The organism is Kitasatospora sp. NPDC059462 (assembly GCF_042749955.1).
In the GTDB taxonomy this organism is placed as follows: Bacteria; Actinomycetota; Actinomycetes; order Streptomycetales; family Streptomycetaceae; genus Kitasatospora.
In genome coordinates this window covers 45,277-70,572 of sequence record NZ_JBHYUU010000013.1, presented here as the reverse complement: position 1 = coordinate 70,572, position 25,296 = coordinate 45,277, and the positions used below count along the sequence as shown (strand labels likewise).

General features: G+C 73.6%; 20 protein-coding genes. 10 read left to right on the top strand and 10 right to left on the bottom strand.

Going from position 1 to position 25,296, the window contains the following annotated elements; all coding sequences use genetic code 11:
• Positions 1 to 144 precede the first annotated feature (144 nt).
• The 4 genes from ACFXAM_RS06150 to ACFXAM_RS06135 all read left to right on the top strand — a co-directional run bounded on the left by ACFXAM_RS06150 (position 145) and on the right by ACFXAM_RS06135 (position 7,595).
• Positions 145 to 729 (top strand): TerD family protein, encoded by a 585-nt coding sequence (locus ACFXAM_RS06150; protein ID WP_380287892.1) that lies wholly within the window; start codon positions 145 to 147, stop codon positions 727 to 729.
• 573 nt (positions 730 to 1,302) lie between these two features.
• Entirely contained in the window at positions 1,303 to 5,658 is a 4,356-nt protein-coding gene (locus tag ACFXAM_RS06145; protein WP_380287890.1) for a hypothetical protein, read from the top strand.
• Positions 5,659 to 5,889: 231 nt separating this feature from the next.
• Complete coding sequence (locus ACFXAM_RS06140) at positions 5,890 to 7,041, top strand: sulfotransferase family protein (RefSeq protein WP_380287888.1); 1,152 nt, start codon at positions 5,890 to 5,892, stop codon at positions 7,039 to 7,041.
• A gap of 122 nt (positions 7,042 to 7,163) precedes the next feature.
• Entirely contained in the window at positions 7,164 to 7,595 is a 432-nt protein-coding gene (locus tag ACFXAM_RS06135) for a MarR family winged helix-turn-helix transcriptional regulator (protein WP_380287924.1), read from the top strand.
• A gap of 120 nt (positions 7,596 to 7,715) precedes the next feature.
• Here the strand turns inward: ACFXAM_RS06135 and ACFXAM_RS06130 are convergent, their stop codons facing one another.
• From ACFXAM_RS06130 to ACFXAM_RS06095, 8 genes are all read right to left on the bottom strand, one after another.
• Positions 7,716 to 8,501, bottom strand: a complete 786-nt coding sequence (locus ACFXAM_RS06130) for an alpha/beta fold hydrolase (protein WP_380287886.1) — start codon at positions 8,499 to 8,501, stop codon at positions 7,716 to 7,718.
• On the bottom strand, positions 8,498 to 9,142 hold the full coding sequence (locus tag ACFXAM_RS06125) for a LysR substrate-binding domain-containing protein (RefSeq protein ID WP_380287884.1): 645 nt from the start codon (positions 9,140 to 9,142) through the stop codon (positions 8,498 to 8,500). Before ACFXAM_RS06125 ends, ACFXAM_RS06130 begins: the two co-directional genes overlap by 4 nt.
• Before the next feature lie 6 nt (positions 9,143 to 9,148).
• Positions 9,149 to 9,925 carry a DUF6182 family protein gene (locus ACFXAM_RS06120; protein ID WP_380287882.1) on the bottom strand — a complete coding sequence of 259 codons (777 nt, stop codon included), beginning with the start codon at positions 9,923 to 9,925 and terminating at the stop codon, positions 9,149 to 9,151.
• 80 nt (positions 9,926 to 10,005) lie between these two features.
• Positions 10,006 to 11,130, bottom strand: coding sequence for a hypothetical protein (locus ACFXAM_RS06115; RefSeq protein WP_380287880.1), 1,125 nt, complete (start codon positions 11,128 to 11,130; stop codon positions 10,006 to 10,008).
• On the bottom strand, positions 11,130 to 12,581 hold the full coding sequence (locus tag ACFXAM_RS06110) for an FAD-dependent oxidoreductase (RefSeq protein ID WP_380287878.1): 1,452 nt from the start codon (positions 12,579 to 12,581) through the stop codon (positions 11,130 to 11,132). Before ACFXAM_RS06110 ends, ACFXAM_RS06115 begins: the two co-directional genes overlap by 1 nt.
• A complete protein-coding gene (locus ACFXAM_RS06105) occupies positions 12,578 to 13,432 on the bottom strand; it encodes a class I SAM-dependent methyltransferase (RefSeq protein ID WP_380287876.1) in 855 nt (284 codons plus the stop codon). The genes ACFXAM_RS06110 and ACFXAM_RS06105 overlap by 4 nt, the downstream gene beginning before the upstream one ends.
• A 27-nt stretch (positions 13,433 to 13,459) precedes the next feature.
• Positions 13,460 to 15,142 carry a GH3 auxin-responsive promoter family protein gene (locus ACFXAM_RS06100; protein ID WP_380287874.1) on the bottom strand — a complete coding sequence of 561 codons (1,683 nt, stop codon included), beginning with the start codon at positions 15,140 to 15,142 and terminating at the stop codon, positions 13,460 to 13,462.
• Positions 15,139 to 15,798, bottom strand: a complete 660-nt coding sequence (locus ACFXAM_RS06095) for a hypothetical protein (RefSeq protein WP_380287872.1) — start codon at positions 15,796 to 15,798, stop codon at positions 15,139 to 15,141. Before ACFXAM_RS06095 ends, ACFXAM_RS06100 begins: the two co-directional genes overlap by 4 nt.
• A 252-nt stretch (positions 15,799 to 16,050) precedes the next feature.
• On the opposite strand from ACFXAM_RS06095, the gene ACFXAM_RS06090 reads away from it, so the two are divergent.
• Positions 16,051 to 16,899 (top strand): helix-turn-helix domain-containing protein, encoded by an 849-nt coding sequence (locus ACFXAM_RS06090; RefSeq protein ID WP_380287870.1) that lies wholly within the window; start codon positions 16,051 to 16,053, stop codon positions 16,897 to 16,899.
• Positions 16,900 to 16,948: 49 nt separating this feature from the next.
• On the opposite strand, the gene ACFXAM_RS06085 is transcribed toward ACFXAM_RS06090, so the two are convergent.
• Positions 16,949 to 19,057 carry an acyl-CoA dehydrogenase family protein gene (locus ACFXAM_RS06085; protein ID WP_380287868.1) on the bottom strand — a complete coding sequence of 703 codons (2,109 nt, stop codon included), beginning with the start codon at positions 19,055 to 19,057 and terminating at the stop codon, positions 16,949 to 16,951.
• A gap of 204 nt (positions 19,058 to 19,261) precedes the next feature.
• On the opposite strand from ACFXAM_RS06085, the gene ACFXAM_RS06080 reads away from it, so the two are divergent.
• The 5 genes from ACFXAM_RS06080 to ACFXAM_RS06060 all read left to right on the top strand — a co-directional run bounded on the left by ACFXAM_RS06080 (position 19,262) and on the right by ACFXAM_RS06060 (position 24,503).
• Positions 19,262 to 20,035 carry a thioesterase II family protein gene (locus tag ACFXAM_RS06080; RefSeq protein WP_380287866.1) on the top strand — a complete coding sequence of 258 codons (774 nt, stop codon included), beginning with the start codon at positions 19,262 to 19,264 and terminating at the stop codon, positions 20,033 to 20,035.
• 189 nt (positions 20,036 to 20,224) lie between these two features.
• A complete protein-coding gene (locus tag ACFXAM_RS06075) occupies positions 20,225 to 21,361 on the top strand; it encodes an acyl-CoA dehydrogenase family protein (RefSeq protein ID WP_380287864.1) in 1,137 nt (378 codons plus the stop codon).
• On the top strand, positions 21,358 to 22,839 hold the full coding sequence (locus ACFXAM_RS06070; protein WP_380287862.1) for an amino acid adenylation domain-containing protein: 1,482 nt from the start codon (positions 21,358 to 21,360) through the stop codon (positions 22,837 to 22,839). Before ACFXAM_RS06075 ends, ACFXAM_RS06070 begins: the two co-directional genes overlap by 4 nt.
• Positions 22,840 to 22,878: 39 nt before the next feature.
• The gene (locus ACFXAM_RS06065; protein ID WP_380287860.1) at positions 22,879 to 23,154 is read left to right on the top strand and encodes an acyl carrier protein; all 276 of its coding nucleotides are present in this window, start codon (positions 22,879 to 22,881) and stop codon (positions 23,152 to 23,154) included.
• Positions 23,155 to 23,156: 2 nt separating this feature from the next.
• On the top strand, positions 23,157 to 24,503 hold the full coding sequence (locus ACFXAM_RS06060; RefSeq protein ID WP_380287858.1) for an NAD(P)/FAD-dependent oxidoreductase: 1,347 nt from the start codon (positions 23,157 to 23,159) through the stop codon (positions 24,501 to 24,503).
• Positions 24,504 to 24,552: 49 nt separating this feature from the next.
• Here ACFXAM_RS06060 and ACFXAM_RS06055 read toward each other — a convergent pair whose 3' ends face one another.
• On the bottom strand, positions 24,553 to 25,248 hold the full coding sequence (locus tag ACFXAM_RS06055; RefSeq protein WP_380287856.1) for a 4'-phosphopantetheinyl transferase family protein: 696 nt from the start codon (positions 25,246 to 25,248) through the stop codon (positions 24,553 to 24,555).
• Positions 25,249 to 25,296 lie beyond the last annotated feature (48 nt).

The window sequence follows — 25,296 nt, the reverse complement described above, 5'->3', positions numbered from 1 at the left end:
CTGGGCTGATCCCCCCCCCGTCGGCGGCGCGGACGTCCGCCCCGGCAGGATCGGGGGCGAACCGGCTCACCGGCTGTTTCGGGTCGGTGAGCCGGCTCAGGCAGACTTGAATCTGCAACAGTTCCCCCACCGAGAGGACCACGCATGATCACGCTGACGAAGGACGACGGCCCGGCGGATCTGGACGGGGTGACCCACCTGTCCATCGGGGTTTCCTGGGATCCGACCGCAGGGAGCAGCGGCGGCCTGCTGGGCAAGCTCCGGCAGAAGCAGGGCACCGACCTCGACCTGATCGCCATCGCCATGCAGGGCGCCGAGCCCGTGCGTCTCGCCGGCCTGGATTCCCTGGATCCCCTGGGCAACGGCTCGCTGGTCCACAGTGGTGACAACCAGACGGGCCACGGAGACGGTGATGACGAGACGGTCACCGTCGAGTTCGCCCGGGTGCCCGCCAACATCACCTCCATCGTGTTCATCGCCGCCGCCTACAAGAAGCGCAGCGCCTTCCAGAACGCCCGCAACATCAGCTTCAAGGTCTACGACGCGACGGGCGGCAGCACCCAGCAGGTCGCGGACATCTGGCCCAGCATGCTCACCAACGACAACGGCTGCGCCGTGGCCAAGGCGATGCGGGCGGGCTCGGGCTGGAAGCTCCAGGTGATCAACGAGACGGGGAAGATCAAGCAGGGGGACGAGAAGGACCTGATGCGTTTCGCCGTGAGCAAGTAGCACGGGCCCGGGCGCGACGTCACGCAGGACCGGAAGGGCCGGCAGGCCGGGAACATCCGCCCGCCGCGGTTCCTTCCGCTCCGGTGTCCGCCCGGCCGCGAGGGGCCCGCACCGCGATGTGTCGCACGGTGCGGGCCCCGGCGTTTCCGGGTGCCGTCCGCCACCCGGGCGATGGTCCCGGCTTCCGGGTAGTTCATATGACTGATTCCCTGGCTTGTCCGTGCCTGCCTGCCGGGCGTGTCCGCGTCGGCGGGTGAACGTGGGGGCGTTCTGTACTCATCGACCGATCGACGTTCCAGGGGCCGCCCGGTCAGATCGGCCGGCACGGAGGGCTGGTTCGTCGTGGTTCGGACGTGGTCGGGATCCCGGCGGAGACGGTGCGCGTCCTTCGCGGCCGCACTGCTGGCCTGGGGGGCGGTGGTGCTCGCCGTGCCGCCGGTGGTCGTGGCCGACCCGGGCCCGGCCGACCGGACGCCCGCCGCCGCCCGGGCCGCGTCGCCCACGCCGCCGCCCACGGCGTCGGCGTCGCCCGCACCGGCCGCACCGCGGGCGAAGCGGGCCGCGGAGGTCGACGTGACGACCAACGTCGCCGGGCCGACCAGCGGATCCGCGGGCCAGGAGTTCACCTACACGGTGACCATGAGCAACAACGCGCTGACCGCGGCCGACGGATCGCCGTTCACCGTGACGCCGCCGGCCGCCGCGACGAACGTGGCGGCGAGTTGCTCGGCCGCCGCCGGCGCCGCCTGCCCCGCCTCGCTGACCGTGTCGGACAGTCAGATCTCGGGCACGGCGGTGACCCTGCCGCACCTCGGGGTGCTGACGTTGACCGTGACCGGCCGCTTCGGCGCCCCCTCGGCGTCGTCGGTGACGGCCTCCTCGCACATCGACCCGCCGCCGGGGGCCACGGACTCCGACCCGAGCTCCAACGACAGCTCGGTCAGCACGACGGTCAGCAACCGGATGAGCCTGCGGGTCACCAAGTCCCAGTCGTCGACCACGATCCTGCCGGGTCAGCCGAACACCTACACGGTGACCTTCGGCAACGAGGGCAACGGCTGGGCGGACGGCGCGACGATCCGCGACTACCTGAGCGCGTCGCGGTCGCTGTACACGTCCTATGCCGTGCACATCGTCTCCTGCGACGGCACCGGCGGCGCGTCCTGCCCGTCGTTCATCCAGGACACCACGGCCAACAACAGCACCGTGATCTTCTCCGGCCCGGTCGGGTCGTTCCCGCCGGGTGCGAAGCTGACCGTGGTGATGACGGTGGACCCGTCCGGTCCGGAGCCGGAGTGCTCGCCGTCGCCGGCCGCCGACATCGTCGGCAACACCGCCAACATCTTCACGCCGACCGGCGTGACCAACACGCTGTCCAGCCAGGCGTACGTGTCGGCGACCGGCCTCACTCCGGGCAACTGCCCGCAGACGGACATCTCCGTCACCAAGACGCAGAGCAACACGCAGATCCTGCCGGGCATGCCCAACACCTACACGGTCACCTACCGGAACAACGGCCCGAACGCGGCGGACGGCTCGACCATCCGCGACTACCTGGAGTCGACGCAGCGGATCTTCACCTCCTACGCCGTGCACATCGTCTCCTGCGACGGCACCGGCGGGGTGAGCTGCCCGCCGTTCGTCCAGGACACCACGGCCAACAACAACACGATGGTCTACTCCGGCGAGCTGGGCGCGTTCCCGCCCGGCGCGGCGCTGACCATCGTCATGACGGTCGACCCGACGGGCGCGCCCACCACCTGCAGCAGGAATCCGACGGTCGACATCGTCGGCAACACCGCGCAGCTGTTCACCGTCAGGCCGCTGGTCAACACCGGCGACACCACGGCGTACACCAGCGCGACCGGGCTGACGCCCGAGGCCTGCCCGCAGACGGAGATCTCCGTCACCAAGACGCAGGCCAACACGGTGATCCTGCCGGGCATGCCCAACACGTACACGGTCACGTACGAGAACAAGGGGCCGAACCCCGCGGACGGGTCCACGATCCGGGAGTACCTCAGCTCGCCGACGACCCTCTTCCGCTCGTACGCCGTGCACGTCGTCTCCTGCGACGGCACCGGCGGCGCGACCTGCCCGTCGTTCATCCAGGACGGGACGGTCGGCGACAGCCAGCCGGCCTACTCCGGCGAGGTGGGCGCGTTCCCGCCCGGCGCCAAGCTGGTCGTCGTCGTGAGCATCGACCCGGCGGACCCGACCCCGCTGGCGGCCTGCCCGAACACCGCCACGATCGTCGGCAACAACGCGAACTTCTTCGTCCCGACGACGCTGGTCAACACCGGGAACAGCTCCGCCGGCACCTCGGCGACGGCTCCGTGCGCGGACATCGCGGTCAACAAGGCGGTCGAGCCGGCCGCGGTGCAGGCCGGGGAGGCCGTCACCTACACGATCAAGGTCTCCAACGGGTCGCCGCAGACGGCGAGGACGGTGGAGTTCTCCGACCCGCTGCCCCCGGCCACCGCCTTCGTCTACGGCTCGGCGAGCTGTGTGGCGAACTCCGGCGCCTCGGTGTGCGGTCCGGTGGTGTTCGACCCGGTGACCCGCACCGTGACCTCCACCATCCCGCAGATCGGCGCCGGACGGGACTTCGTCACCATCACCGTCACCGGCACCGCCGGGCCGATCCCCGGCACCTACCCCAACACCGCGACCGGCCGCTCCTCCACCGGTCCCGACGCGTTCCTGGACGCGATCCCCGCCTCGAACGAGAGCACCGTCTCGCTCCAGGTCTTCAACACGGCCTCCACCATCACCGTCGTCAAGCAGCTCACCGGTCTGCCCGCCGGCGGCCTGCCCGCCCCGCTCACCTTCACCGGAACGGTCACCTGCGGCACCCAGGCGCCGCAGACCTGGTCGGTCACCGTCCCGGCCGGAGCGAGCGGCGCCACCGCCGCACCGCTCACCTTCTACGACGGCCAGCAGTGCACCATCACCGAGGACCCACCGCCGCCCCCGCCCGGGGGCCTGCACTACACCGGTCCGACGGTGATCAACCCCTCCGTCATCGACAGCCTCGGGCCGCAGGCCGACCATCAGGTCATCAGCTCCACCCCGCTGGGCGACAACGCCGACCTGAGCCTCACCAAGGAGGTCGACCGGGTCACCGCGACCGCCGGGGACACCGTCACCTACACGTACGAGGTGGCCAACACCGGCACCGTCCCGGTCACCGGTACGACGATCGACGAGAACGTCTTCACCGGCAGCGGCACCAAGCCCGTCCCCGTCTGCCGGAGCACCGACCTCGCCCCCGCCGCGACCACCACCTGCACGGCCACCTACACCGTCACCGCGCAGGACGTGACCGCCGGATCGATCACCAACACCGCCACCGCGACGGCCACCGCGGCCACCGGGCCCAACCCGGTGAGCAACGAGGCCACCGCGACCGTGCGCACCGTCACCGCGCCCGGCATCCTGCTCGCCAAGGGCGTCACCCCGGACACCGTCGACCGGGCGGGCACCGCGCTGTCCTACTCCTTCACCGTCACCAACACCGGCGGCGTCCCGCTCACCGAGGTGCACATCACCGAGACCGCGTTCAGCGGCTCCGGCGGCGCGCCGACGGTCGACTGCCCGGCCGCCGCGCTCACCCTGGCACCGGGCGACTCCGTGGTCTGCACCGCCACCTACACCACCACCCAGGCCGACATCGACACCGGCACGATCACCAACGCCGCCACCGCCACCGGCCGCGCGCCCACCGGCTTCGACAGCCCCGTCTCCGCCGAGGTCCGCGCGACCGTCACCGCGCCGGCCGTCTCCGGGCTCACCCTGGCCAAGACCGCGGACTCCGCCGACACGCCGCCGATGGAGGGCTCCACGGTGACGTACCGGTTCCTCGTCACCAACACCGGCAACGTCACCCTCGGCGGACTCGACGTCCGGGAGACCGCGTTCGACGGCCACGGCACCCCGCCCACCGTCACCTGCCCGCCCGAGGCCGGCTCCCTCGCCCCGGGCGTCGCCATCGCCTGCACCGCCACCTACACCGTCACCGCGGCCGACGCCGCCGCCGGATCGATCTCCAACACCGCCGTCGCGAGCGCGACCGACCCCCGTGGCCTGCCCGTGCAGGCCGAGTCCACCGCCACCGTCCTCCCGGCCCAGGCCAACCCGGCCCTGACCGTGGCCAAGACCGCGTCCCCGACCACCGTCCACCAGGCGGGCGACACCGTCCACTACACCTTCACCGTCACCAACACGGGCAACGTCGTTCTCACCGACGTGACGGTGGCCGAAACCGCGTTCAACGGCCACGGCACCGCGCCGACCCCCGACTGCCCGCCGGCCGGCACCGCCCGACTGCTCCCGGGCGGGACGGCGACCTGCAGCGCCACCTACACCGTCACCGCGGACGACCTGCGGGAGAAGCGGATCGAGAACACCGCGACCGCCACGGGCCACGCGCCCGGCGGTGCGACGGTCACCTCGCCCGGGGCCACCGCCCAGGTGACGGTGGAGGTGGCCGGCCCCAGTCCGTCGCCCAGCCCGTCGCCGTCGCCGAGCCCCTCGCCGAGCCCGTCACCGTCGCCGAGCCCGTCCCCCAGTCCGTCGCCGAGCCCGTCGGCGTCGCCCAGCCCGTCGCCGTCACCGTCGCCCAGCCCGTCGGTGTCTCCGAGCCCCTCGCCCTCGCCGACGTTCAGTCCCTCGCCCTCGCCGAGCCCGTCACCGTCGCCGAGCCCGTCGGCGACCCCGACGTCGCCGTCGCCGTCGCCCGGCCCGAGCCACCCGGGCCCGAGCCACCCCGGCCCGAGTCATCCCGGTCCGACCCACCCCGCCCCGACCCACCCCGGCCACGAACTCGCGGAGTCCGGCATGAGCATCGCGCCGGTGCTCGGGTACGCGGCGCTGGTCCTGCTCGCCGGAACGGCCCTGGCCCTGACCGTCAGCAGGCGACGCCGCTGACGACGGCCGACCCGTGGACCACGGCGCCCGCCCCCTTCCCGGGGCGGGCGCCGTCGTCCGCCGTCACCGCGCCGGCCGTGCACCGGGGCGGGGGCGGGTGAACGGGGGATTTGGTCGGGTGGCGGGATTTTTGGGTCGAAGTGTTTCGGCCAATCGTTGTGGCGGGGGAGCAGTTGATCATTAGTGGTGCGCTACTCTCCGCTGAGACGAATCCCGTTTTGGGGGGTACAAGTGAATGATCGGCACGATGGGTGCGGCTCGCTGTTCGAGTTGCGCGATATTCTTGCTGTTGCCCGGCAGGAGGAATTCGAGGGGAAAGCGCTGGAGCCGTCTTTCGTGCCGGCCTTCGGTGAACTCGTGGCGTCGTTGGAGGGGGAGGCGGCGCTGACGCCGGCGGGGGTGGCGGTCACGCGGCAGCGGCTGGCGCTTTCGCTGGCCAATCAGCTCAGGGTGCGGGAGCTGGTCGAGAGTGGGCGGGTCGATCCGTGGGGCTGCGGGGACGACGCGGTATTCGTGGTGGGGCTGCCGGGCAGCGGGCTCCAGCGGTTGCAGCGGTTGCTCAGCCGGCACCCGGGGCTGAACATGCCCTCGCTGTGGGAGGTGGCGCGGCCCAGCACGGACTGGCTGCCGTGGCGGTGCGACCCCTCGCTCGTCGACCCGTTCGTGTACCCGCTGTGGGAGCGGCGGCCGGGCGGGGCGGCGGGGCCGCAGCCGGATCCGGGGGCGCCGTGCGGGGACCACCTGCTGCTGTCGTACGCGTTCCACGCCCTGTCCGCGCCCATGGAGTACCACGTTCCGGGGTACACGGACTGGCTCGACGCGCAGGACGCGACGGCGGCGTACACCTTCCACCGCAGTGCGCTGGCGGTGATCCTGGACCGGGTGCACGGCGGGCGGCCGGTGCTGGTCAGCGAGTTCCACTCGCTGCGGCTGGGCAGCCTGCTGTCGGTGTACCCGAACGCCCGCATCATCCGGGTGCACCGGGACCCGATGGAGTCGCTGGCCAATGTCGCCGGGACCAGCGCGCTGCGCCGGCGCGCCTGGTCGCTGCAGGTGGACCCGTACGCGGTGAAGGCGGAATGGGCGCGGCGGCTCGGCCGGGGGCTGGCCGGCCCGGAGTGGTACGACGCCTCGGTCGGGTCCCGGGTGCTGGACATCGCGTACGCGGAACTGGTGGAGCGGCCGTTGCGCACCGTCCGGCGCATGTGTGAGTTCATCGACGCGCCGCTGCCGAGCGGCGTCGAGCACCGCATGCTCGCGGAACCCCTGGGGGATTTTTTCGGGGATCATATCGAGACCGTCGACGTGCGACTTCCCGATATTTTCCACGACCACCGGGAAAACTACTGCCGGCATTGGGGGGTCGGCATGGCGACCAAATGACAGGTAATTCGGGCGGGGAATCCCCTGTTCGTGTTAGAATCCGCGCCGGTGGTTATTCCCGGAATGGATTCTCCCGGCGCCGGTGAAGGCGGGTGGGACCGGAAGGTTAGGCCGTGACGACAATGGCCCGTGAACGCGGAAGTGACATCGAGCTCTGGTGGCAGGTGTCGCGGCTGTCGACGTACGTGTCGCAGTTGCTTGAGCGCAGGCTCATGCGTTCCCACGGCATCGGCCTGACGGACTTCATCGCGCTCAGCACCATGCAGCAGTCCGAACCGCGGGTGATGCAGATGCAGGAGCTGGCGGAGGAGATGGGGGTCAACCAGTCGACCCTCAGCCGGGTGGCGGTCCGCCTGGAACGCAGCGGGCTGGTGAAGCGCACCACCAGCGAGCACGACCGGCGGTTCGTCGTCATCCGTCTCACCGAGGTGGGGCGCCGGGAGCTGGAGCTCTACTCGGCCACCTTCACCCAGGAGCTCCACACCGCCTTCGAGATGGCCGCGATCTCCCCGGTGCTCTCCCCCTTCCTGGCCCGGATCCGTCCCGGGCAGTAGCGCGCCCGGGCGGTGGCGCTCCCGGGGCTCGCGGCGCCCCGCGCTCGCCGGTCCGGTGGTTCCGCGGTTCCGTCCGCGGGAGGCGGGGCCACCGGACCGGCGCGGGGGCGAGGTCCCCGGTCAGCGGGTGCCGTCCCCGTCCAGCAGGGTGGTGAGCAGCCGGGTGGTCAGCTCCGGTGCCTCCAGCGGCTGGAGGTGCCCGGCCCCGGGCACGGTGACCAGCCGCCCCTGCGGCAGGGAGCCGGCCGTCAGCGTCGCCTCGTCGACGGAGACCAGTTCGTCCTCCGTACCGATGGCCACCAGGGCGGGGACGTCGGTGGCCCGCAGGACCTCCACGGAGTCGGGTCGCGTCGCGACGGCCTCCTGGGCCCAGGCCACCGCGCGCGGGTCGGCGGCCCTGGACCAGGCCAGCACCTCGGCCAGGGTGCCGGGGCGCTCGGCCTTGGTGGTGGCGCCGAGGAGCAGCGGCGTGGTCCGGGTGATCAGCTCGTCCCGCTGGGCGTCGTCGACCACGAGGCCGGCGAAGGCCCGGCGTCCGGCGGCCTGTTCGGGGGTGTCGGCGGTGGCCCTGGTGGCCAGCAGCGCCAGGGCGCCGACCCGCCGGCGGTGCCGGCGCAGGAACGCCATCGCCGCGTAGCCGCCCATCGAGCAGCCGACCAGGGTCACCTTCCGGTGGCCCAGGGCGTCGAGGCGCGCGGCCAGGTCGTCGGCGACGGTGTCCAGCGAGGGCGGCTGCTCGCCGAGCGGTTCGGCGCCGAAGCCGCGCTGGTCGGGCACGATGACGGTGTGTCCGCGCTCGCGCAGCGCCGTCGCCTGGGCCTGCCACATGGCGGAGCTCAGCGGCAGCGCGTGCAGCAGGACCACGGGCAGGCGCGGGGTCACGGCCCCGGTCGCGGCCCCGGTCACGGCTTCGCGCTCCGCTCGGCGGCGGCGACGAGGGCGGCGGCCTCCGGGGAGAGCCGCGCCCCGCGCAGCCAGCCGATCATCACCGGGGCGGGCGGCAGACCGCGCATCGGCACCACCCTGATGTGCGGCGGCACGACGTCGGCGAGCGACCGGAACGACACGTGCACGGCCTGCGTCGTGGCGAGCACGGCGGCCATGCCCTCCTGCGTGGTCATCGGGTGGACCCGGCGGATCGGCGTGCCGGCGGGCGTGCGCGGCGGCACGATCAGGTCCCAGACGTACGGCGGGAAGTCGCCGGGACAGCTGAAGGCGTCGTACTCGGCGGCCTCCTCGATCGACACCTCGTCGCGCCCGGCGAGCGGGTGGTGCTCCCCGACGATCACCGCCCGGTGGTCCTGGGCCAGGGTGGCGCTCGCGGCGATGTCCGCCTCGAACAGGTCGTACTTGACGATCATGAGGTCCATCGCGCCCTCGCGCAGCAGCCGGAACGGCTCGGTGACCTCGTAGGGGACGAACTCGACGGTGTCGGGGTCGGTGCCGGCCGCGGCGATGAGGCGCCGGGCCAGGTGCGAGGAGCCGTGCACGCCGAAGCGGACGGGACGTGGGGGAGCGGGTGCCGCGGCCGGCGGGGTCTCGGGCATGTCGGGTCAGGTCTCCTCGGTCAGTCCGGCGTACGCCTGGAGCTTGTGCGGGTGGTGGGTGTCGGTGTCGATGCGCAGGGCGGTGAAGGGGACGGCCATGCCGGTCAGACGGGGGACCGGGCGCAGGGTCAGCCGGTCCCCGGGGTGGATCAGCCCGTCCAGGACCGCCTCGACCAGGAGGTGGTTGAGCTGGACGAGGGCGTCGGAGACGGTGACCCCCGCCGTGGCGAGGTAGAGGTCGCGGTCGCGCGGGCGGCGGCGCGACCCGGCAGGCGACCCGGTCGCCGGACCGGCCGGGGGGCCCGCCGCCGGAGCGGCGGGGACCTCGACGGTCAGCGGCGGCCGGGAGCCGAGCGGGCGCCTGCCGTCGAAGGTCTTCAGCAGCCGCCGCAGCGAGGCGCTGTCGCCGTCCGGTCCGGGCCCGGCCCAGGCCGCCGAGCCGTCGGGCGCGATGTGCTCGAAGGCGAACCGCTCGCGCAGGTTCTCGGGCCGCCCGGCCAGGAAGACGGTCCGGGTGAAGGCCCGACGCCACGGTGCGGCGCGGTCCTCGGGCACGCCCAGCGCGAAGCGGCAGGTCTCCCGCACCCAGCCGTCGAGCGAGAAGCGGCCGATCACGGCGACCGCCACGGTGCCGTCCGCGGTCCCGTCCCGCGCGGTGATCTCGGCCTTGGCCGCCCGCAGGGCCTGCGGGGTGGACAGGTCGAGCCGCCCGGCCAGCTCGGGCAGGGCCGTGCGGAGCCGCTCGGCGGCGACGGAGAGCAGTAGTTCCGGGGTGATGGGCACGGGAGCGGTGGCGGGAACGGTCGCAGGAGCGGTGGCGGGAGCGGTCGTGGGAGCGGTCACGGGAGCCGTCACAGGAGCGGTCATAGGAACACCGAGGCCAGCAGGGAGTGGTCGGGGACCGTCCGGCCCCGGCGCAGCAGGGAGGAGGTCAGCCGGTAGGGGTCGATGTGGGTGTGGTCGCGGCGGTGCGGGGTGAGGGCGGCGAGCAGCGCGTCCCGGCCCTGCTGCGGGGCGGTGCGGGCCCTGTTCAGCAGCTGCTCGGCCCGGGCCAGGCTCTTGCGCAGCAGGTCGTGCCGGAAGGACTGCTGCTGACCGGGGCCGAGCCCGGCGATGAAGTACAGCCGCAGCCCGAGCAGCCGGGCCTCGGGCGGGTGGTCCTCGCCGACGGCGTGCAGCAGGGCGTCGACCGTGTAGCCGTGCCAGCCGCCGTGCCGGGCCGAGGTGATCCTCCCCTCGATGGGCGTGCGGCCGATCGGCACCCGGTGCACGGTCGGGCCCAGGGCCGCCAGCACCCGTTCCAGCAGCTGGTAGTCGGGGTCGAGTTCGCGGTCGTACAGCACCACGATCTCGTCGTACCGGGGCGCGAGCGGCAGCAGTTCGCGCAGTGCGCAGGCCAGGTAGTTGGGGCGCCCGTCGGCGGAGACGATCTTGCGCAGCGGCAGGCCGAACCGGGTGGCGTCGAGGTACACCGGGCCGCCGCAGTCCCGGTGGTCCAGGCCCATCCCGGCGGCGACCAGGTGCTCGATCATCTCTTCGAGGCCGAACTCCGGCGGCTGGTGGGCCAGCAGCCCGGGGTCGTGCAGGCCGAGCCGCTGGTAGTGGCCGGACCACAGTTCGAGCACCCGGGTGCTGGCGGGGTGCACGAAGCCGGTGTGCTCGATCGCCTCCGTGTACGGCCGCAGGGCCGCCGCCGCGGGAGGCGTCCCCTCCTTGCGGAACGCGACGTAGAGCTCCCCGATCTCCTCCTCCGACAGCGAGCCGTAGTCGGTGTCGCCCCGGGTGCGGTCGAGGAACTCCCAGAAGCCGACGACCTGTTCGGTCGGGTGGTAGGTGGTGTGGCTGTAGCGGAAGGTCACCTCGGCGAGCTGCGCGGTGGCCCGGAACATCACGTCCGCCCAGAGCAGGCCCTTGAGGTGGCTGGGGGTCAGCGGCTTCGAGGGGGTGATGGTGATCGGTGCCAGCAGGACCCGGCCGGCCGCTGCCATCAGGCTCCCTCCCCGGTGGCGACGGCGTGCACCAGTTCCTCGCGGGTCGGCGGCTTCGGGCCGGCCGGGACGGCGGCCGCGGCGCGCACCCGCGCGCGGAAGCCGGCGTCGTCGAAGACCTCCGCGGGGGTGCTCAGGGTCATCAGCATCCGGGTCAGCCCGCGCCACACGGTGGCGTCGGTCGCGGCGGCCGCCGCCACCTCGCGCGTCGTGGGGCGGCCGGGCACGGCGGGCACCGGGACCGGCGGTGTGCTCCCTTCGGCCCGCGCCCGCCAGAGCCGGTCGCGGTCCAGGCTGTCCCGGGCGGAGTGGTCGTACCAGGGCCGCAGGAGCGTCTCCACGAGCCGGGCCGCCGCCTCGGCGCGCCCGGTGCCCGTCGCCGGACCGCCGTCGAGCAGATCGGCGGTGCCGAAGGCGTGCGCGAGGGAGAGCGACATGCCGCGCCCGTAGAGCGGGTCGACGACGCAGGCCGCGTCGCCGACCGGGAACAGGCCGGTGACCGGCCTCCCGTCCGCGGTGGGCGCGCCGTGCAGGAGGTTGGGCGGAACGGTCATGGTCCGCACCGGCGTCAGCGGTGTCGCGACGCGTTCGTCGCTCCACGCCCCGACGTACGGGGAGAGCCGGGCGACGGCGGTGAACGCGGCGGGCTCGCGCAGCGCGTCGGTGGCCGGATCGGCGGTCGGCACCCCGATGCTGATCGCGAAGACGCCGTTGTCCGCCGGGTGCACCACCACCGCGTAGTGGTCCCAGATGCCGCCGGCCGCGTTGCCCCGGTTGAGGGGGCCCGGCAGCGTGCCGTCCGCGGCGTTCAGCCGGTAGTAGCGGGTGAACGCCCGCAGCCGGTTGGGCGAGCTCAGGCCCTCCCCGACCGTCAGCCCGGCGGCGGCCAGCCAGGAGCGGGACTCCGCCCGGCGGCCGGTGGCGTCCACCACGAAGGAGGCGGGCAGCCGTTCGCCGCCGTCGGTCACGACGCCGGTCACCGCGCCGGCCGCTCCGCTCGGCCCGGCGTCCAGCAGCAGGCCGCGTACGGCGGTGCCATGGCTGACCGTCACGTTCGGCAGCGCCCGTACGGCCTGGTGGAGCAGCAGGTCCAGGTACGGCCGGCGGGCGGCGAGTGCCATCAGCTGCTCGTCGCCGGCCTCGCGCCGGCGCGCCGCGGCGGGCGCGGCCGCCATGAGGTCGAGCAGCCGGGCGCCCTCCTCCAGCGCCCGGTCGAGCAGGCGCGGGGTCCGTTCGCGCAGCGTGCGCACCCCGAGCGAGGTGAGGATGTGGGAGTGGGCGCTCTGCGGCACGGTGGGCCGGTGCCACAGGCCGGCCGCCTTGCCGGCGGGCCCGTCCGGCGGGGGAGCGGCGCGCTCCAGGACCCGCACCGGCCGGCCCCGTTCGGCGAGGGCGAGCGCGGTGGCGAGGCCCGAGACGCTCGCTCCCACGATGACGGCGGGCGCGGTCAACGGCGCCGCCCGTGGACGAAGAAGACCCGGCGCACGTCCTTGACCTCGCGCGGCGGGACCGGGTCGGGCCAGCGGCCGAAGTTCGCGCCGCGGTCGCCGGGCTGGAGCGCCTCGACCTCGAAGCCGTACTGGTCGAACAGGGCCTCCGGATCGTCGCTGCCGAACAGCCAGGGGCAGCCCCAGCCCGCGAAGACGTCCAGGAGCCCGCGCATCTCCGGCAGGGTGAGGGCCGCGGTGTTGACGAGGTCGGCGGCGATCCGGCTGCCCGGCGCGCAGATCGCGGCCACCCGCTCCAGCATCCGGCGGGTGTCCGCCTCGGGGATGTAGTACAGCAGCCCTTCGAGCAGCCAGGTGGAGGGCAGCGCCGGGTCGTACCCGGCCGCGATCAGCTCGGCCTCCCAGTCGTCCGAGGTGAGGTCGACCGCGACGGTCCGCAGGGCGCCCTGCGGGGCGACGCCGGCCAGCCGTTCCTCCTTGAACCGCAGCACCGCCGGCCGGTCGACCTCGAAGTAGCGGACGTGCTCGGGCCAGCGCATCCGGTAGACGCGCGAGTCCATGCCCGAGGGGGCCAGCACGATCTGGGTCATCCCCGGGTCCTCGGCCGCTCCGTGCAGGAAGTCGTCGAAGAACCGGGTCCGGATCGCGTTGTAGTCGGGGGTGCTGGGCAGCGACCGCGGCCGGTCGGGCGGGAAGGTCGCGGCGCGGACCTCGGTCAGCAGTTCGGGGCCGATGTCGCCGGCCAGCAGCGCCGCGTAGGGGTCCTCGTAGAGGCGGTCGTCGCGCCGGGACTCCGCGGCGCGCAGGGCGGCGGTGAGGAGCGCGGTGCGCTCCACCGGGTTCAGGTCTGCCATCTCGTTGCTCCTCGTGTTCGGTCCGGTTCAGGCCGCCGGGGTGCCGGTCAGGCGCTGCCACAGCAGGTCGTCCTGCCGGAAGAGGCGGTCCTTGACCTGGGTGGGGCGGACGCCGCCGCCCACGGCGGTGTGCCAGTCGCGGTGGAACGCCTCGGGGGCGAGCGGCAGCAGGGCGGGCGGGTCCAGCCGTCCTTCGGCGCGCGCCCGGTGGTAGCCCGCCGACTCCCGCCGCAGGGCGGCGTCCAGCAGGGCGGTGAAGCGGGTCCGTTCGGCGTCCTGCCAGGGGAGGGCGGGGGCCACCGCGAAGACGTAGCGCCGGGCCGTCCCCCCGGCCGGCTCCACCCGACAGGCGACGTTGCGCAGCCCCAGGCCGGTACTCTCCAGGGCGGTGCGCAGCGCCCGGACCACCTGGGACTCGCGCAGCCGCTCGCCCACCGCGTCGGAGCGGTTGGCCCGGCCCGCGTACCGCACCCGCGGCGCGCCGTCCGCCGAGTCGACCACCTGGACGACGTCGCCGACGGCGTAGCGGTAGAGGCCGCCGACGTGGCTGAAGACCACGTGGTACTCGCGCCCGGGCTCGACCTCGTGCGGCAGCAGGGTCGCGACGTCCGGGGTGAGGTCGGCGTCGGCGTCCACGAACTCGTACACCGCGGCGGTGGCCACCAGGCTGCCGGCCGAGCCGTGCCGGTCGAGCGGTACGCCGACCGGCCCCTCGGAGGCCGCCACCGGTGCGGGCAGTGCGCTGACGCCGGTGCCGAAGTCCTCGCGCAGGGCGGGCAGGTAGAGCGAGGCGACGCCGGTGGTCCAGCCGAACAGGGCGCGGATCCGGGGCCACACCAGGGCGGGGGTGACGGTGCCGAAGTACTCGGCGAGCCGCTCCAGTTCGGCCGCCCGCGCGGGGTCGGGGCGGCCGTGCCGGACGCCGCCCAGGGTGCCGTCGCGCACCTCCCGGACGATCCGCTCCCACCAGAGGTTCAGCTGGTACGGCACCGCCGCGATCATCGCCGGGTTGATGCCGATCAGGCAGCGCACGTCGCTCTGGACCGCCAGCCGCAGCCGCAGGTACATCTTCTCCAGGTGGTCGCCGGGCGCGACCTCCACCGGGAGGGTGGCCCAGGGGGCGGCCGTGCCCAGCTCGGCCGAGAGGGGCTCGCCGAACTTCTCCCCGAAGTCGACCTGGCTCGCGCCGACGTGCGGATGGCCGTCGCGGGTGGTGGGCGGCGCGGCGAGCGGGTCGTGCTTGAGGTTGAGCACCGCGTCGGGCCGCTGCGCGACCTCGGGGAAGTTCTCGATCAGCGGCGCCCAGGCGGCGTAGTAGAAGGGGAAGAAGACCGTGCGCATGAAGCGCGGGGTGATCGGGATCTTCTTGTGGGCGCCGGTGCTGCCGCTGCTGGTGAAGTAGACGACGGGCCGGTCGGCCGAGAGCAGGTTCTGCTCCCCGGCGGCCATGCGCTCGATCAGCGGCGCGTGGGCGGCGTAGTCCTGGACCGGGACCGCCTTGCGGAAGTCGTCCAGGTCGCGGATCCGCCCGAAGTCGTGGGTGCGCCCGAACTCCGTGCCCGCGTTGAACTCCAGGAGGTCGGTGAGGACGTGCTGCTGCCGCTCCCGCAGGTCGGGGAGGGCCGCGCGCAGGGCGTCGCGCTCGGCGAGCACCCTGGTCCGGTAGCGGTCGGCGTGCCCGGGGGAGGCCCAGCCGTGTTCCGTGGTCACCGCGCGAGCACCTCCAGGACGGCGTCGGCCGTCCGTTCGGCACTGGGTTGTTCCTCGATCATCGCCACCGGCACGTGCCGCACCTCTTCCAGCATCAGCTTGCGAAGACTCTTCTGATAGCTCTCGAACCCGCCCCAGTCGGGCAGCCGGCCGAAGTGCTCCAGGGGGTTGAGCCGGGCCCCGTGGCCGAGGCGCTGCCACGCCGAGGCGGGGGAGACGTCCAGGTAGACCACCGCGCGGGGCTGGGGGAACGACCGCCACCAGGAGTACATGGGGTTCTCGTCGACGCCGGCCAGCCGGCACTTCGCGAGGATCTTGTAGTAGTAGGAGTCGATCAGGAGCGGGACCTCCGGATCCTGGCGCCGGATCTCGTCCCGCAGGTGGACCACGGCGGTCTGCAGCAGGCTGGCCAGGAACTCCGTGGAGTAGGCGCTGCCCAGGCCCGGCAGGACGTCCTCGAACACGCCGCGCCGCAGCCGGTCGATCAGCGCGTGTTCGGGGCGGACCAGTCCGCCGTCGGTGGACAGGGTGCGCCAGCCGGACGGCCCGGCCTCGACCGCGGACATGACCGAGGACTTGCCGGCCCCGTCCGGGCCCAGCAGGACGAAGAACGGACGGTCGGCCCCGGCGGGATCCGGGACGTCGGGCGAGGTCATGGAAGAGCACACCTCCTGCGTGGAAGGGTTGCTGAGCGGGGTGCGCGAAGGGAGACGGCCGCTTCGCGAGGCGCTAGAGGAACCTTCTTGCACGAGGCATGACTAGTCAAGTACTTTGATATGCATGCGTTTTGCACAGTGATGGCGCCGGGGCCGGTGACGGCGGGCGGGGACGTGCGGAGGGGGCGCGCGCGGGAGTGCGGCGGGGAATTCGCATGATGCGCGGCCCGCTCCGGCCGTAGCCTGGACGTCATGCGTGCGGTTCGTTCGGCCTACGACGTGGTCGCGGTGTGGGAGATCGCCACCCCCTCGGGGGCCGGCCCGGTCCCGGGGGTCGGCATGGCGGGATTCCGCGCCCGCGCCGCCGATCCCGTCGACCTCGGCGTGGTGCCCTTTCCCGCCGTCACCCTGGCCCTCGACCTGGGCGAGGCGCCACTCGCCGTCGACGACGCCTCCGGCGGCCGGGAGCGCGGCAGCGTCCTGGTCGGTCTCGACCCGGGACCGGTGCGCGGGCGCGGCAGCGGCGTCGACTGCCTTCAGGTCCGGCTGTCGCCGCCGGCCGCGCACGCGGTGCTGGGCGGCGCCGCCGCGGAGGCGGGCGGGTCGGTGGTCCCGCTCGACGCGCTGTGGGGCCGTGACGCGGCGCGGGTGCTGGAGCGGCTGCGGACCGCCGGGTCCTGGGAGTGCCGGTTCGCGATCGCGCAGGCCGAACTCGCCCGCCGGTGCGCGGAGAGCCGCCGGGTCGACCCCGAGGTCGCCGAGGTGTGGCGGCGGATGGTGACGGAGCACGGCGGGGCCCGGGTGGAGCGGATGGCGGCGGAGGTCGGCTGGAGCCGCAAGCGCCTGTGGTCCCGCTTCCGCTCCCAGGTCGGCGTCACGCCCAAGCGCGCGGCGCAGCTGGTCCGCTTCGACCACGTGGCCCACCGCCTGGCCGCCGGCCACGGCGTCGCCCGGATCGCCGCGGAGTGCGGCTACGCCGACCAGTCCCATCTGCACCGTGACGTGGCGGCCTTCACCGGGGCGACCCCGGCGGCGCTGGCGGGCGCGCCCTGGCTGGCGGTGGACGAGATCGCCTGGCCGCGCCGCGCCGCCTGCCGCTGAGCGGCCCGGACGCCCCGGAGCGGGCCCGCCCGGGCCCGCCCGGGCCGGCTCAGACCAGGCCGAGCCCGCGGGCGATCAGCCCGCGCTGCACGTCGTTGGTGCCGCCGCCGAGGAAGGCGAGGACGGACAGCCGCAGGCCCTGCTCGAAGATGCCGGCACCGGGGGCGTCCGGCGTGCCGAGCGCCGCCGCGGGGCCGAGCACGTCCAGGGCGTCGCGGCTCAGCTGCTCGGAGGCCTCGGCGGCCTGCACGCCGGCGATCGACGAGGCGAGGCGGGCGACGTGGGCGGGGCTGGACTCGGCCCGCTCGGCGGCCTCGGCGAGCAGCAGGTTCACCGCCCGGACCTGCACGGCCATCCGGCTCAGCGTGGCGCGGGCGGCCGAGCCCGGCGGACCGGCCACGGCGTCCGGGTCGGCGCGCACCACGGCCAGCAGTTCGTCGAACTGCCGGCGGGACTGCCCGGCCACCTCACCGGCCAGCAGCAGCCGTTCACCGGCGAGCGTCTCGGTGATGACGTGCCAGCCGCGGTCGACCGGGCCGACGAGCGCGGAGCCGCTCACCCGGACGTCGTCGAAGCGCACCGTGCAGCAGGTCTGCCCGGACAGGCCCCGCAGCGGCTCCGTGCTGATCCCCGGGGTCGCCATCGGGACCATGAACATGCTGATCCCGGCGATCGCGGGCCTGGCGTCCACGTTCGTGCGCACGGCGAGCCAGATGTACTCGGCCCGGTCGGCGTTGGCGATCCAGGACTTCGTCCCGTTGATCACCCAGCCCTCGCCGTCCCGGGTCGCGGTCGTGGTCAGCGAGGCCAGGTCGGAACCGGCCTCCGGCTCGCTGTAGCCCAGGCAGAAGGTCAGTTCCCCGGCGCGGATCCGCGGGAGGTGGCGGGCCTTCTGCTCCTCCGTCCCGTACCGGACGACGGGCGCGCCGACCACCGAGACGGCCGCCAGCGCGTTGGCGGCCGGCAGCTGGTTGTAGGCGCACTCCTCCTGCATCGCGAGCTGCTCGGGGACGGTGGCCCCGCGTCCGCCCTCGGCGGCGGGCCAGGCCATCCCGAACCACCGGCGCCCGGCCATCGCCGCCACCAGGGCGGGGTCGTCGCACTCCCTGAACCTGCGCACAGGGGCCCGGTGTTCGGCGCCGAAGGCGCGGGCCTGCGCGCGGACCTCCGCCGCCTCGGCGGTGAGGTCCACGACGGGCAGACCGGCCGGGCCTGCGATCAGGAGGTCGGCGACGGTGCCGCCCGGGGCCGGGTAGCAGGGCAGCCGGGCGACGTCGGCGTGCACCCGGCGGAACAGCCACGGGGCCTCGTGGCCCTCGAAGTACCCGCCCGCGCCGAGCGTGTGATGGGCCGTCAACTGGATGCGCGGCGCGACGGCGGCCACGTGGCAGACCGCGAGCTCGGTGGCGAGGAGCGCCGCCCCGGCGTCCGGCGCCGCGGCGTGCCGGCGGACGGCGTCCTCGATCAGGAGCTCGCCCGCGACGAGTTCGATCTCGCGGGTCGCCGTGCGCTGCTGGATCGCGCCGAGGCTGCCGATCGTCTGCCCGAACTGCCGGCGGACCTTGGCGTGGGCGACCGACTGCCGGTGGGTGTGCCGCGCGGCCGCCAGCGCCCGCACCGCGAGCCCCAGCCGGAGCAGCGACAGGGCCCGGCCGGCCGCCTCCGGCGCGACGGTGAACTCCGCCTCCGGATCGCCGAGTTCGAGCCGGGTCCAGGCGGGCGAGGCCAGCCCGGGCTGCGGGACGGCGAACTCCACCGGCCGCACCGAGGCGACTCCGCCCCCGGGCGGCAGCAGCAGGACGTGCGAGGCGGCGGATCCGCCCTCGGCGAAGGGGAGCGAGCCGTCCGCCGCGTCCGCCGGCACCGCCACCAGGATCCGGACGTCGCCGGACGCGATCGCGTCGACGATCCCCGGGGCGGCCTTGGCCAGCAGGTCCGCGGCGACGTGGCCGTCCATGACGGGCAGCGGGCAGGCGGCCGCTCCGGTGGCCCGCAGGAGTCCGACGGCGGCGTCGAGGCCGCGCGGGCCGAACCAGCCCCGGGCCGCCGCGAGCCGCCACAGCCGGGCCAGCGCGGCATCGTCCGCCTGGCCGGGGAAGCGCCACTGCCGGGTCAGCAGTTCGCCGACTTCGTCGTTGGTGAGTTCCGCGCTGAGCATTCGCCCGTCCCGCCTGCGTTGTTCGCTGTCACCCTGTCCGATTCGAGCGCCGGATAACCGAGCGTAGGGAACGGGAGGAATGCCGGGCAATGCCGGGCCGGGCGTTTAGGGGTCGGCTAGGGGTCCGCCGTGCGACCCCCGGGGATAAGGTCGGACCCGGCCGATGAATCGGTTGTTCGTGCTGCGCTCAGAAAGGTGACCGCCGTGGGAAATACCGACAGCGGCAGTTGGATCCGCGTCTACCGCCAGGCACCCGAAGGCATCCGCCTGTTCTGTTTCCCGCACGCGGGTGGCGCCGCCACCTCGTTCTTCTCGTGGGGGGCGGCGCTGCCCGGCGACGTCGAGGTGCTGGCCCTGCAGTACCCGGGCCGCCAGGACCGCGGCGCCGAGGCGCACCTGCGCTCCGTCCCCGAGCTGGCCGACCGGATCCACGAGGCGGTCCGCCCGCTGCTGGACGCGCCGTACGCGTTCTTCGGCCACAGCATGGGCGCGATCCTCTCCTTCGAGGTGGCGCGCCGGATCGCCCGGGAGGACGGGCCGGCCCCGGCGCACCTGTTCGTCTCCGGCCGGCGGGCTCCCTCCCTGGTCAAGCACGAGGAGCTGCACCGGGCGAGCCGGGCCGACTTCGTCGCGGAGATGGGCCGGCTGGGCGGCACCGACCCGCGGATCCTCGCCGACGAGGAGCTGCTGGACCTCGTCCTGCCGACGGTCCGCGCCGACTACGAGGCCATCGAGACCTACCGGTACGAGCCCGGACCGCCGCTGTCCTGCGCCATCACCGGACTGACCGGCGACCGCGACCCGCGGGCCTCCGTCGACGAGGTGGCCGCCTGGACGCAGCACACGCTCGGCCGGTTCGACCTACGGATTTTCCCCGGTGGTCACTTCTATCTGGAGGACTGCCGGGCCGGAGTTCTCGACGTCATCTCGTCCGTGCTTTCCGGGGTGCGCCAGGACGGTACGTCGCTGCTGCCCTGACCGGCACCCCTAACGAACCCCTAGCCGCGCCCCCCGGCCTGCCTAAGGGTGCGGTAAGGGTTGGGGTGCGCCCGGTCCGAACATACCGTTGCGGAGTGTGCCGGGGAGAAAGAAAAACACGGTGCGGCGACGCCACTTTCTGAAGGGGACGGAATTGGAAACGGTCGACTACACGCCGGAAGCTGACTGATGGATTTCGACCCTTCGCCGGTTCAACGTGCACGCTGCGCCGATATCAGCGCGGCTGTTTCCGAGCGGTTCGCCGACCACGTGACGAGCGCCGACCCCGAGTCGGCGCGGCTGGCGTGGAAGGACGCGGCGGACATCGGTCTGACCGGGCTGTGCCTGCCCGAGGAGTACGGCGGGGCCGGCCTGGGCGCCCTGGACACCGCGCTGGCCCTGGAGGCGTTCGGACGCTCCTGTCCCGACATGGGCCTGGTCTTCGGGGTCGCCGCCCACCTGCTCTCCTGCGCCGTGCCGGTCCGGGAGTTCGGGACGGAGGCGGCCCTCGCGCTGCTGTCGGGCATGGCCGCGGGCGACCTGGTCGCCGGCAACGCCATGACCGAGGACGAGGCGGGCTCGGACATCAGCCGGATCCGCACCACCGCCACCCGCCGGGGCGGCGGGTACGTGCTCGACGGGGAGAAGTCCTTCGTCAGCAACGCCCCGATCGCGGACGTGTACGTGACCTATGCCGTCACCGACGCGTCCGCCGGCTTCCTCGGCGTCTCGGCGTTCGCCGTGCCGAGGGAGCTCAGCGGCGTCGAGGTCGGCCCGCCGCTGCAGAAGGCGGGACTCCAGGGCTGCCTGGCGGCCCGGGTGCGGTTCGACGGCTGCGAGGTGCCGGCCGAGTTCATGCTCGGCGAGGAGGGCAGCGGAGCGGCGATCTTCCAGCACTCGATGGCGTGGGAGCGCGGCTGCCTGTTCGCCGGCTACCTCGGGCTGATGGAACGCCAGCTGGACGAGTGCGTGGCCCGGGTGAAGCAGCGCCGCCAGTTCGGGCGCAGGATCGCCGACTTCCAGGCCGTCTCGCACCGGATCGCCCGGATGCGGCAGCGCCTGGAGGGCGCGCGGCTGCTGCTGTACCGGGCCTGCTGGCTGCTCGAACAGGGCCGTACGGACGTCCGCGCGATCGCCCTGTCGAAGACCGCGGTGTCCGAGGCCGCGGTCGCCAACAGCCTCGACGCGATGCAGCTGTTCGGATCGGCCGGCTACCTGGCCGACCACGGCATCGAGCAGCAGCTGCGCGACTGCCTGCCCACGACGATCTTCTCCGGGACGACCGAGATCCAGCTGGAACTCATCGCACGGGAGTCCGGGCTGTGACCCTCCACCAACTGGTCGTCGACGCCGCCGCGCGACGGCCCGACGCTCCGGCCGTGAGCGGGCCCGCCGGGTCCGTCGGCTACGGCGAACTCGACGCCATGGCGGACGCGATCGCCGCCCGGCTGATCCGCCGGGGCGTGCGGCCCGGCGACCGGGTCGTGATCTGGGCGGGCAAGAGCCCCGCCACGGTGGCAGCGATGCAGGCGGTGCTGCGGTGCGGCGCGGTCTACGTGCCCGTCGACGGCGGCAGCCCGGTGGCCCGGGTCGCGACCATCGCCCGGGACTGCGCGGCGCGCCTCGTGGTGACCGCCGCCGCCTGGATCCCCCGGATCTCCGCCGAGCTGGGCGAGGGGGCCGGCTACCAGGAGCTCGACGGCCCCTACGAGCCGGCCCCGGCCGCCCATGCCGCCGTCACCCCCGACGACCTGGCGTACATCCTCTACACCTCGGGATCGACCGGCACGCCCAAAGGCGTCTGCCTGACCCACCGCAACGCCCTGGCGTTCGTCGACTGGGCGTACGAGCTGCTGGCGCCGGGGGAGGACGACCGGTTCGCCAACCACGCGCCCTTCGGCTTCGACCTGTCGGTGCTCGACCTGTACGTGGCGTTCCGCGCCGGCGCGTCGGTCCACCTGATCCCCCCGGAGCTGTCCTTCGCCCCGGGCCAGCTGGTCGAGTTCCTCCACCAGGAGCGGATCAGCGTCTGGTACTCGGTGCCGTCCGCGCTCGCGGTGATGATGCGCTTCGGCGGCCTGCTGGACCGCCCGGCGCCGGAGTCCCTGCACACGGTGCTGTTCGCCGGCGAGCCGTTCCCGATCGCGCAGCTGCGCGACCTGGCGGGCTGGACCGGCGCCCGGCTGATGAACCTGTACGGCCCGACCGAGACCAATGTGTGCACCTACCACGAGGTCACCGGGAAGGACCTCGACCGCGACCGGCCGGTGCCGATCGGGATCGCGGCCGCCGGTGACCGGGTGTGGGCGCAGCAGGACGACGGGGGGACCGCGGCCGCCGGCGAGGAGGGCGAGCTCGTGGTGGACGGTCCCACCGTGATGGCCGGCTACTGGGGGCACCCGCCGCAGAGCGGCCCCTACCGCACCGGCGACCTGGTCCGGGTCCTGCCCGACGGCGCGTTCGACTACCTGGGCCGCCGCGACCACATGGTCAAGATCCGCGGCCACCGGGTCGAACTCGCCGAGGTCGAGGCCGTGCTGGAGAACCACGCCGACGTCGCGGAGGCCGCCGCCGTGGCGGTGGACGAGGGCGTCGACACCCGGCTGGTGGTCTTCGTGGCCCCGCAGGCCGGGCGCGAACCGGGGGTGCTGGCCCTGCGGCGGCACCTCGCCCAGCACCTGCCGCGCTACATGGTGGCGGACGAGGTGCGCTTCCTCTCCCCGTTGCCGAGGAACGGCAACGGAAAGATCGACCGGCGGGCGCTGAAGACGCACGCCGGCGGCTCCGCGGCGCACCGTGCGTGAGCGGACCCGACAGTCACCCTTCAACGGAAAGGCGGCGCCATGACCCAGGACGAGGTCACGCTGCGGATCACCACCTTCATCAGTGAGAGTTTTCTCGACGGTGACCCGAGAGGCGAACTGACCGAGACCACACCGCTGCTGGAGTGGGAGGTCCTCAACTCTATGAACAGCGCGCTCCTGCTGAACTTCCTGCGGGAGGAACTGCGGGTCGACGTGCCCCTTGCGAAGATCAACGCGGCGAACTTCCGTGACATCGCCGCCATCAGCAAGCTCGTTTCCGGTCTGAAGGCCGCCCCTGTGGAAGGTGTCCGATAACCATGAGTGTCGACTATGACGTCGTGATCGTCGGTGGCGGGCCGGCCGGTTCCAGCGCCGCCGCCTACCTCGCCAAGGCCGGTCTGTCGGTGGCCGTCTTCGAGAGCGAGAACTTCCCCCGGCCGCACGTGGGCGAGTCGCTGGTCCCGGCGACCACCCGGGTGCTGCTGGAGACCGGCGCGATGGACAAGATCGAGGCGGCCGGCTTCCCGCGCAAGTACGGCGCGGCCTGGACCTCCTCCCTCCCGGTCAACGTCACCTCCCCCCAGGTCACCAAGTTCACCCACGAACTCGGCGTCGCGGACGTCCTGTTCAGCGAGCGCGACCAGCCGGGCGTCGACCGGGACTACACCTTCCACGTCGACCGCAGCAAGTTCGACCTCATCCTGCTGAAGCACGCGGAGAGCCTGGGCGCCAAGGTGTTCCAGGGCGTCCGGGCGCTGCGCGCGGACTTCGACGACCCGGACAAGGTCACCCTGACCTGCCGCCTGGGCTCGCGGGAGGTGGACTTCACCGCGAAGATGATCGTCGACGGTTCCGGCCGCCAGACCATGCTGGGCCGGCAGCTCGGGATCAAGCAGGCGGACCCGGTCTTCAACCAGTACGCCGTGCACGCCTGGTTCGAGGGCCTCGACCGCGCCGCGGTCGCCAACAGCCCCGAGAAGGTCGACTACATCTACGTGCACTTCCTGCCGATCAGCGACACCTGGGTCTGGCAGATCCCGATCAGCGAGACCGTCACCAGCATCGGCGTGGTGACCCAGAAGCACCGGTTCGCCGAGGCGAACATGGACCGCGAGAAGTTCTTCTGGAGCTTCGTGGAGAGCCGTCCGGACCTGTACGAGGCCCTGCAGAAGACCGAGCAGGTGACGCCGCTCAAGGTCGAGGGCGACTACAGCTACGCCATGAGCCAGATCTGCGGCGACCGGTACGTGCTGCTCGGCGACGCCGCCCGCTTCGTCGACCCGATCTTCTCCAGCGGCGTCAGCGTCGCGCTCAACAGCGCCCGGCTGGCCTGCAAGGACATCCTGAAGGCCGTCGAGGCCGACGACTTCTCGAAGGGCATGTTCGCCGACTACGAGCGGCAGCTGCGCAACGGCACCCGCAACTGGTACGAGTTCATCGCGGTCTACTACCGGCTGAACATCCTGTTCACCACCTACGTGGCGGACCCGCGCTACCGGCTGGACGTCCTGCGGCTGCTGCAGGGCGACCTCTACGACGAGGAGGAGCCGGAGGTGCTGCGCATCATGCGCGAGACGGTGACCGCCGTCGAGAACGACCCGACGCACCTGTGGCACCCGTACCTGGGCAACCTGCGGTCGCCGTTCGTGGCGCCGTCGTTCTAGCGCGCCCCGCGGATCCCGCCGGGCCCGGCGGGGTTCCGCAGGGAGGGCGCTAGACGGCGGGACCGTCCGGGTCCTCGTCGGCGGGCAGCGCGAGCGTCCGGGCCACCACCCGGACGCCGGGCGCCCGGACCGCGACGGTGGCGATCACGCCGTCGTGCACCGGGAGCCCGGCCAGCGTCCAGCCGGCGGGGTCGCCGCACTGGGGCGGGAGCGTCACGACGGCACCGTCCGCCGTCGTGACGATGCCGCGCAGGTCGGTGGCGAGCCCGGTGCCCAGGGCCTTCGCCACGGCCTCCTTGCGGGTCCAGAAGCGGATCACCTGGGCGTCGCGCCGCGCCTCGGGCAGTTCGTCCACGGCCCGCTGCTCGGAGTCCGACAGGGCCGCCCGGGCCAGCGCGTCACGGGCGGCCAGCGGCCGCAGCCGCTCGACGTCGACGCCGACCGGGCCGTCCCCGGCCAGCGCGGCCGCCACCACGGACTCGGCGTGGCTGAGGCTCACCTGGAGGCCGGCGGGGCGGGCGAGCACCGGGCGTCCGCGTTCGTCGCGCTCCCAGGCCTGGTGCTCCGGCGGACACCCGGTGTGCGCGGCGACGAGCGCCCGGCCGACCCGGCGGGCGGCGGCCCGGGCCCGGCGGTAGCGCCGGGCCCGCTCGTCGAGTCCGAGCGGTCCGCCCCCGGGCGCGGCCGCGCCCAGCGCGACCCAGACGGCGACATGACCGGGACCGGCGAGCTGGTTCCCGGTCATCGCCGCCCCCTCCGGTGCCCCGCGGGCACCGCTGCCGAAAAATTCGAA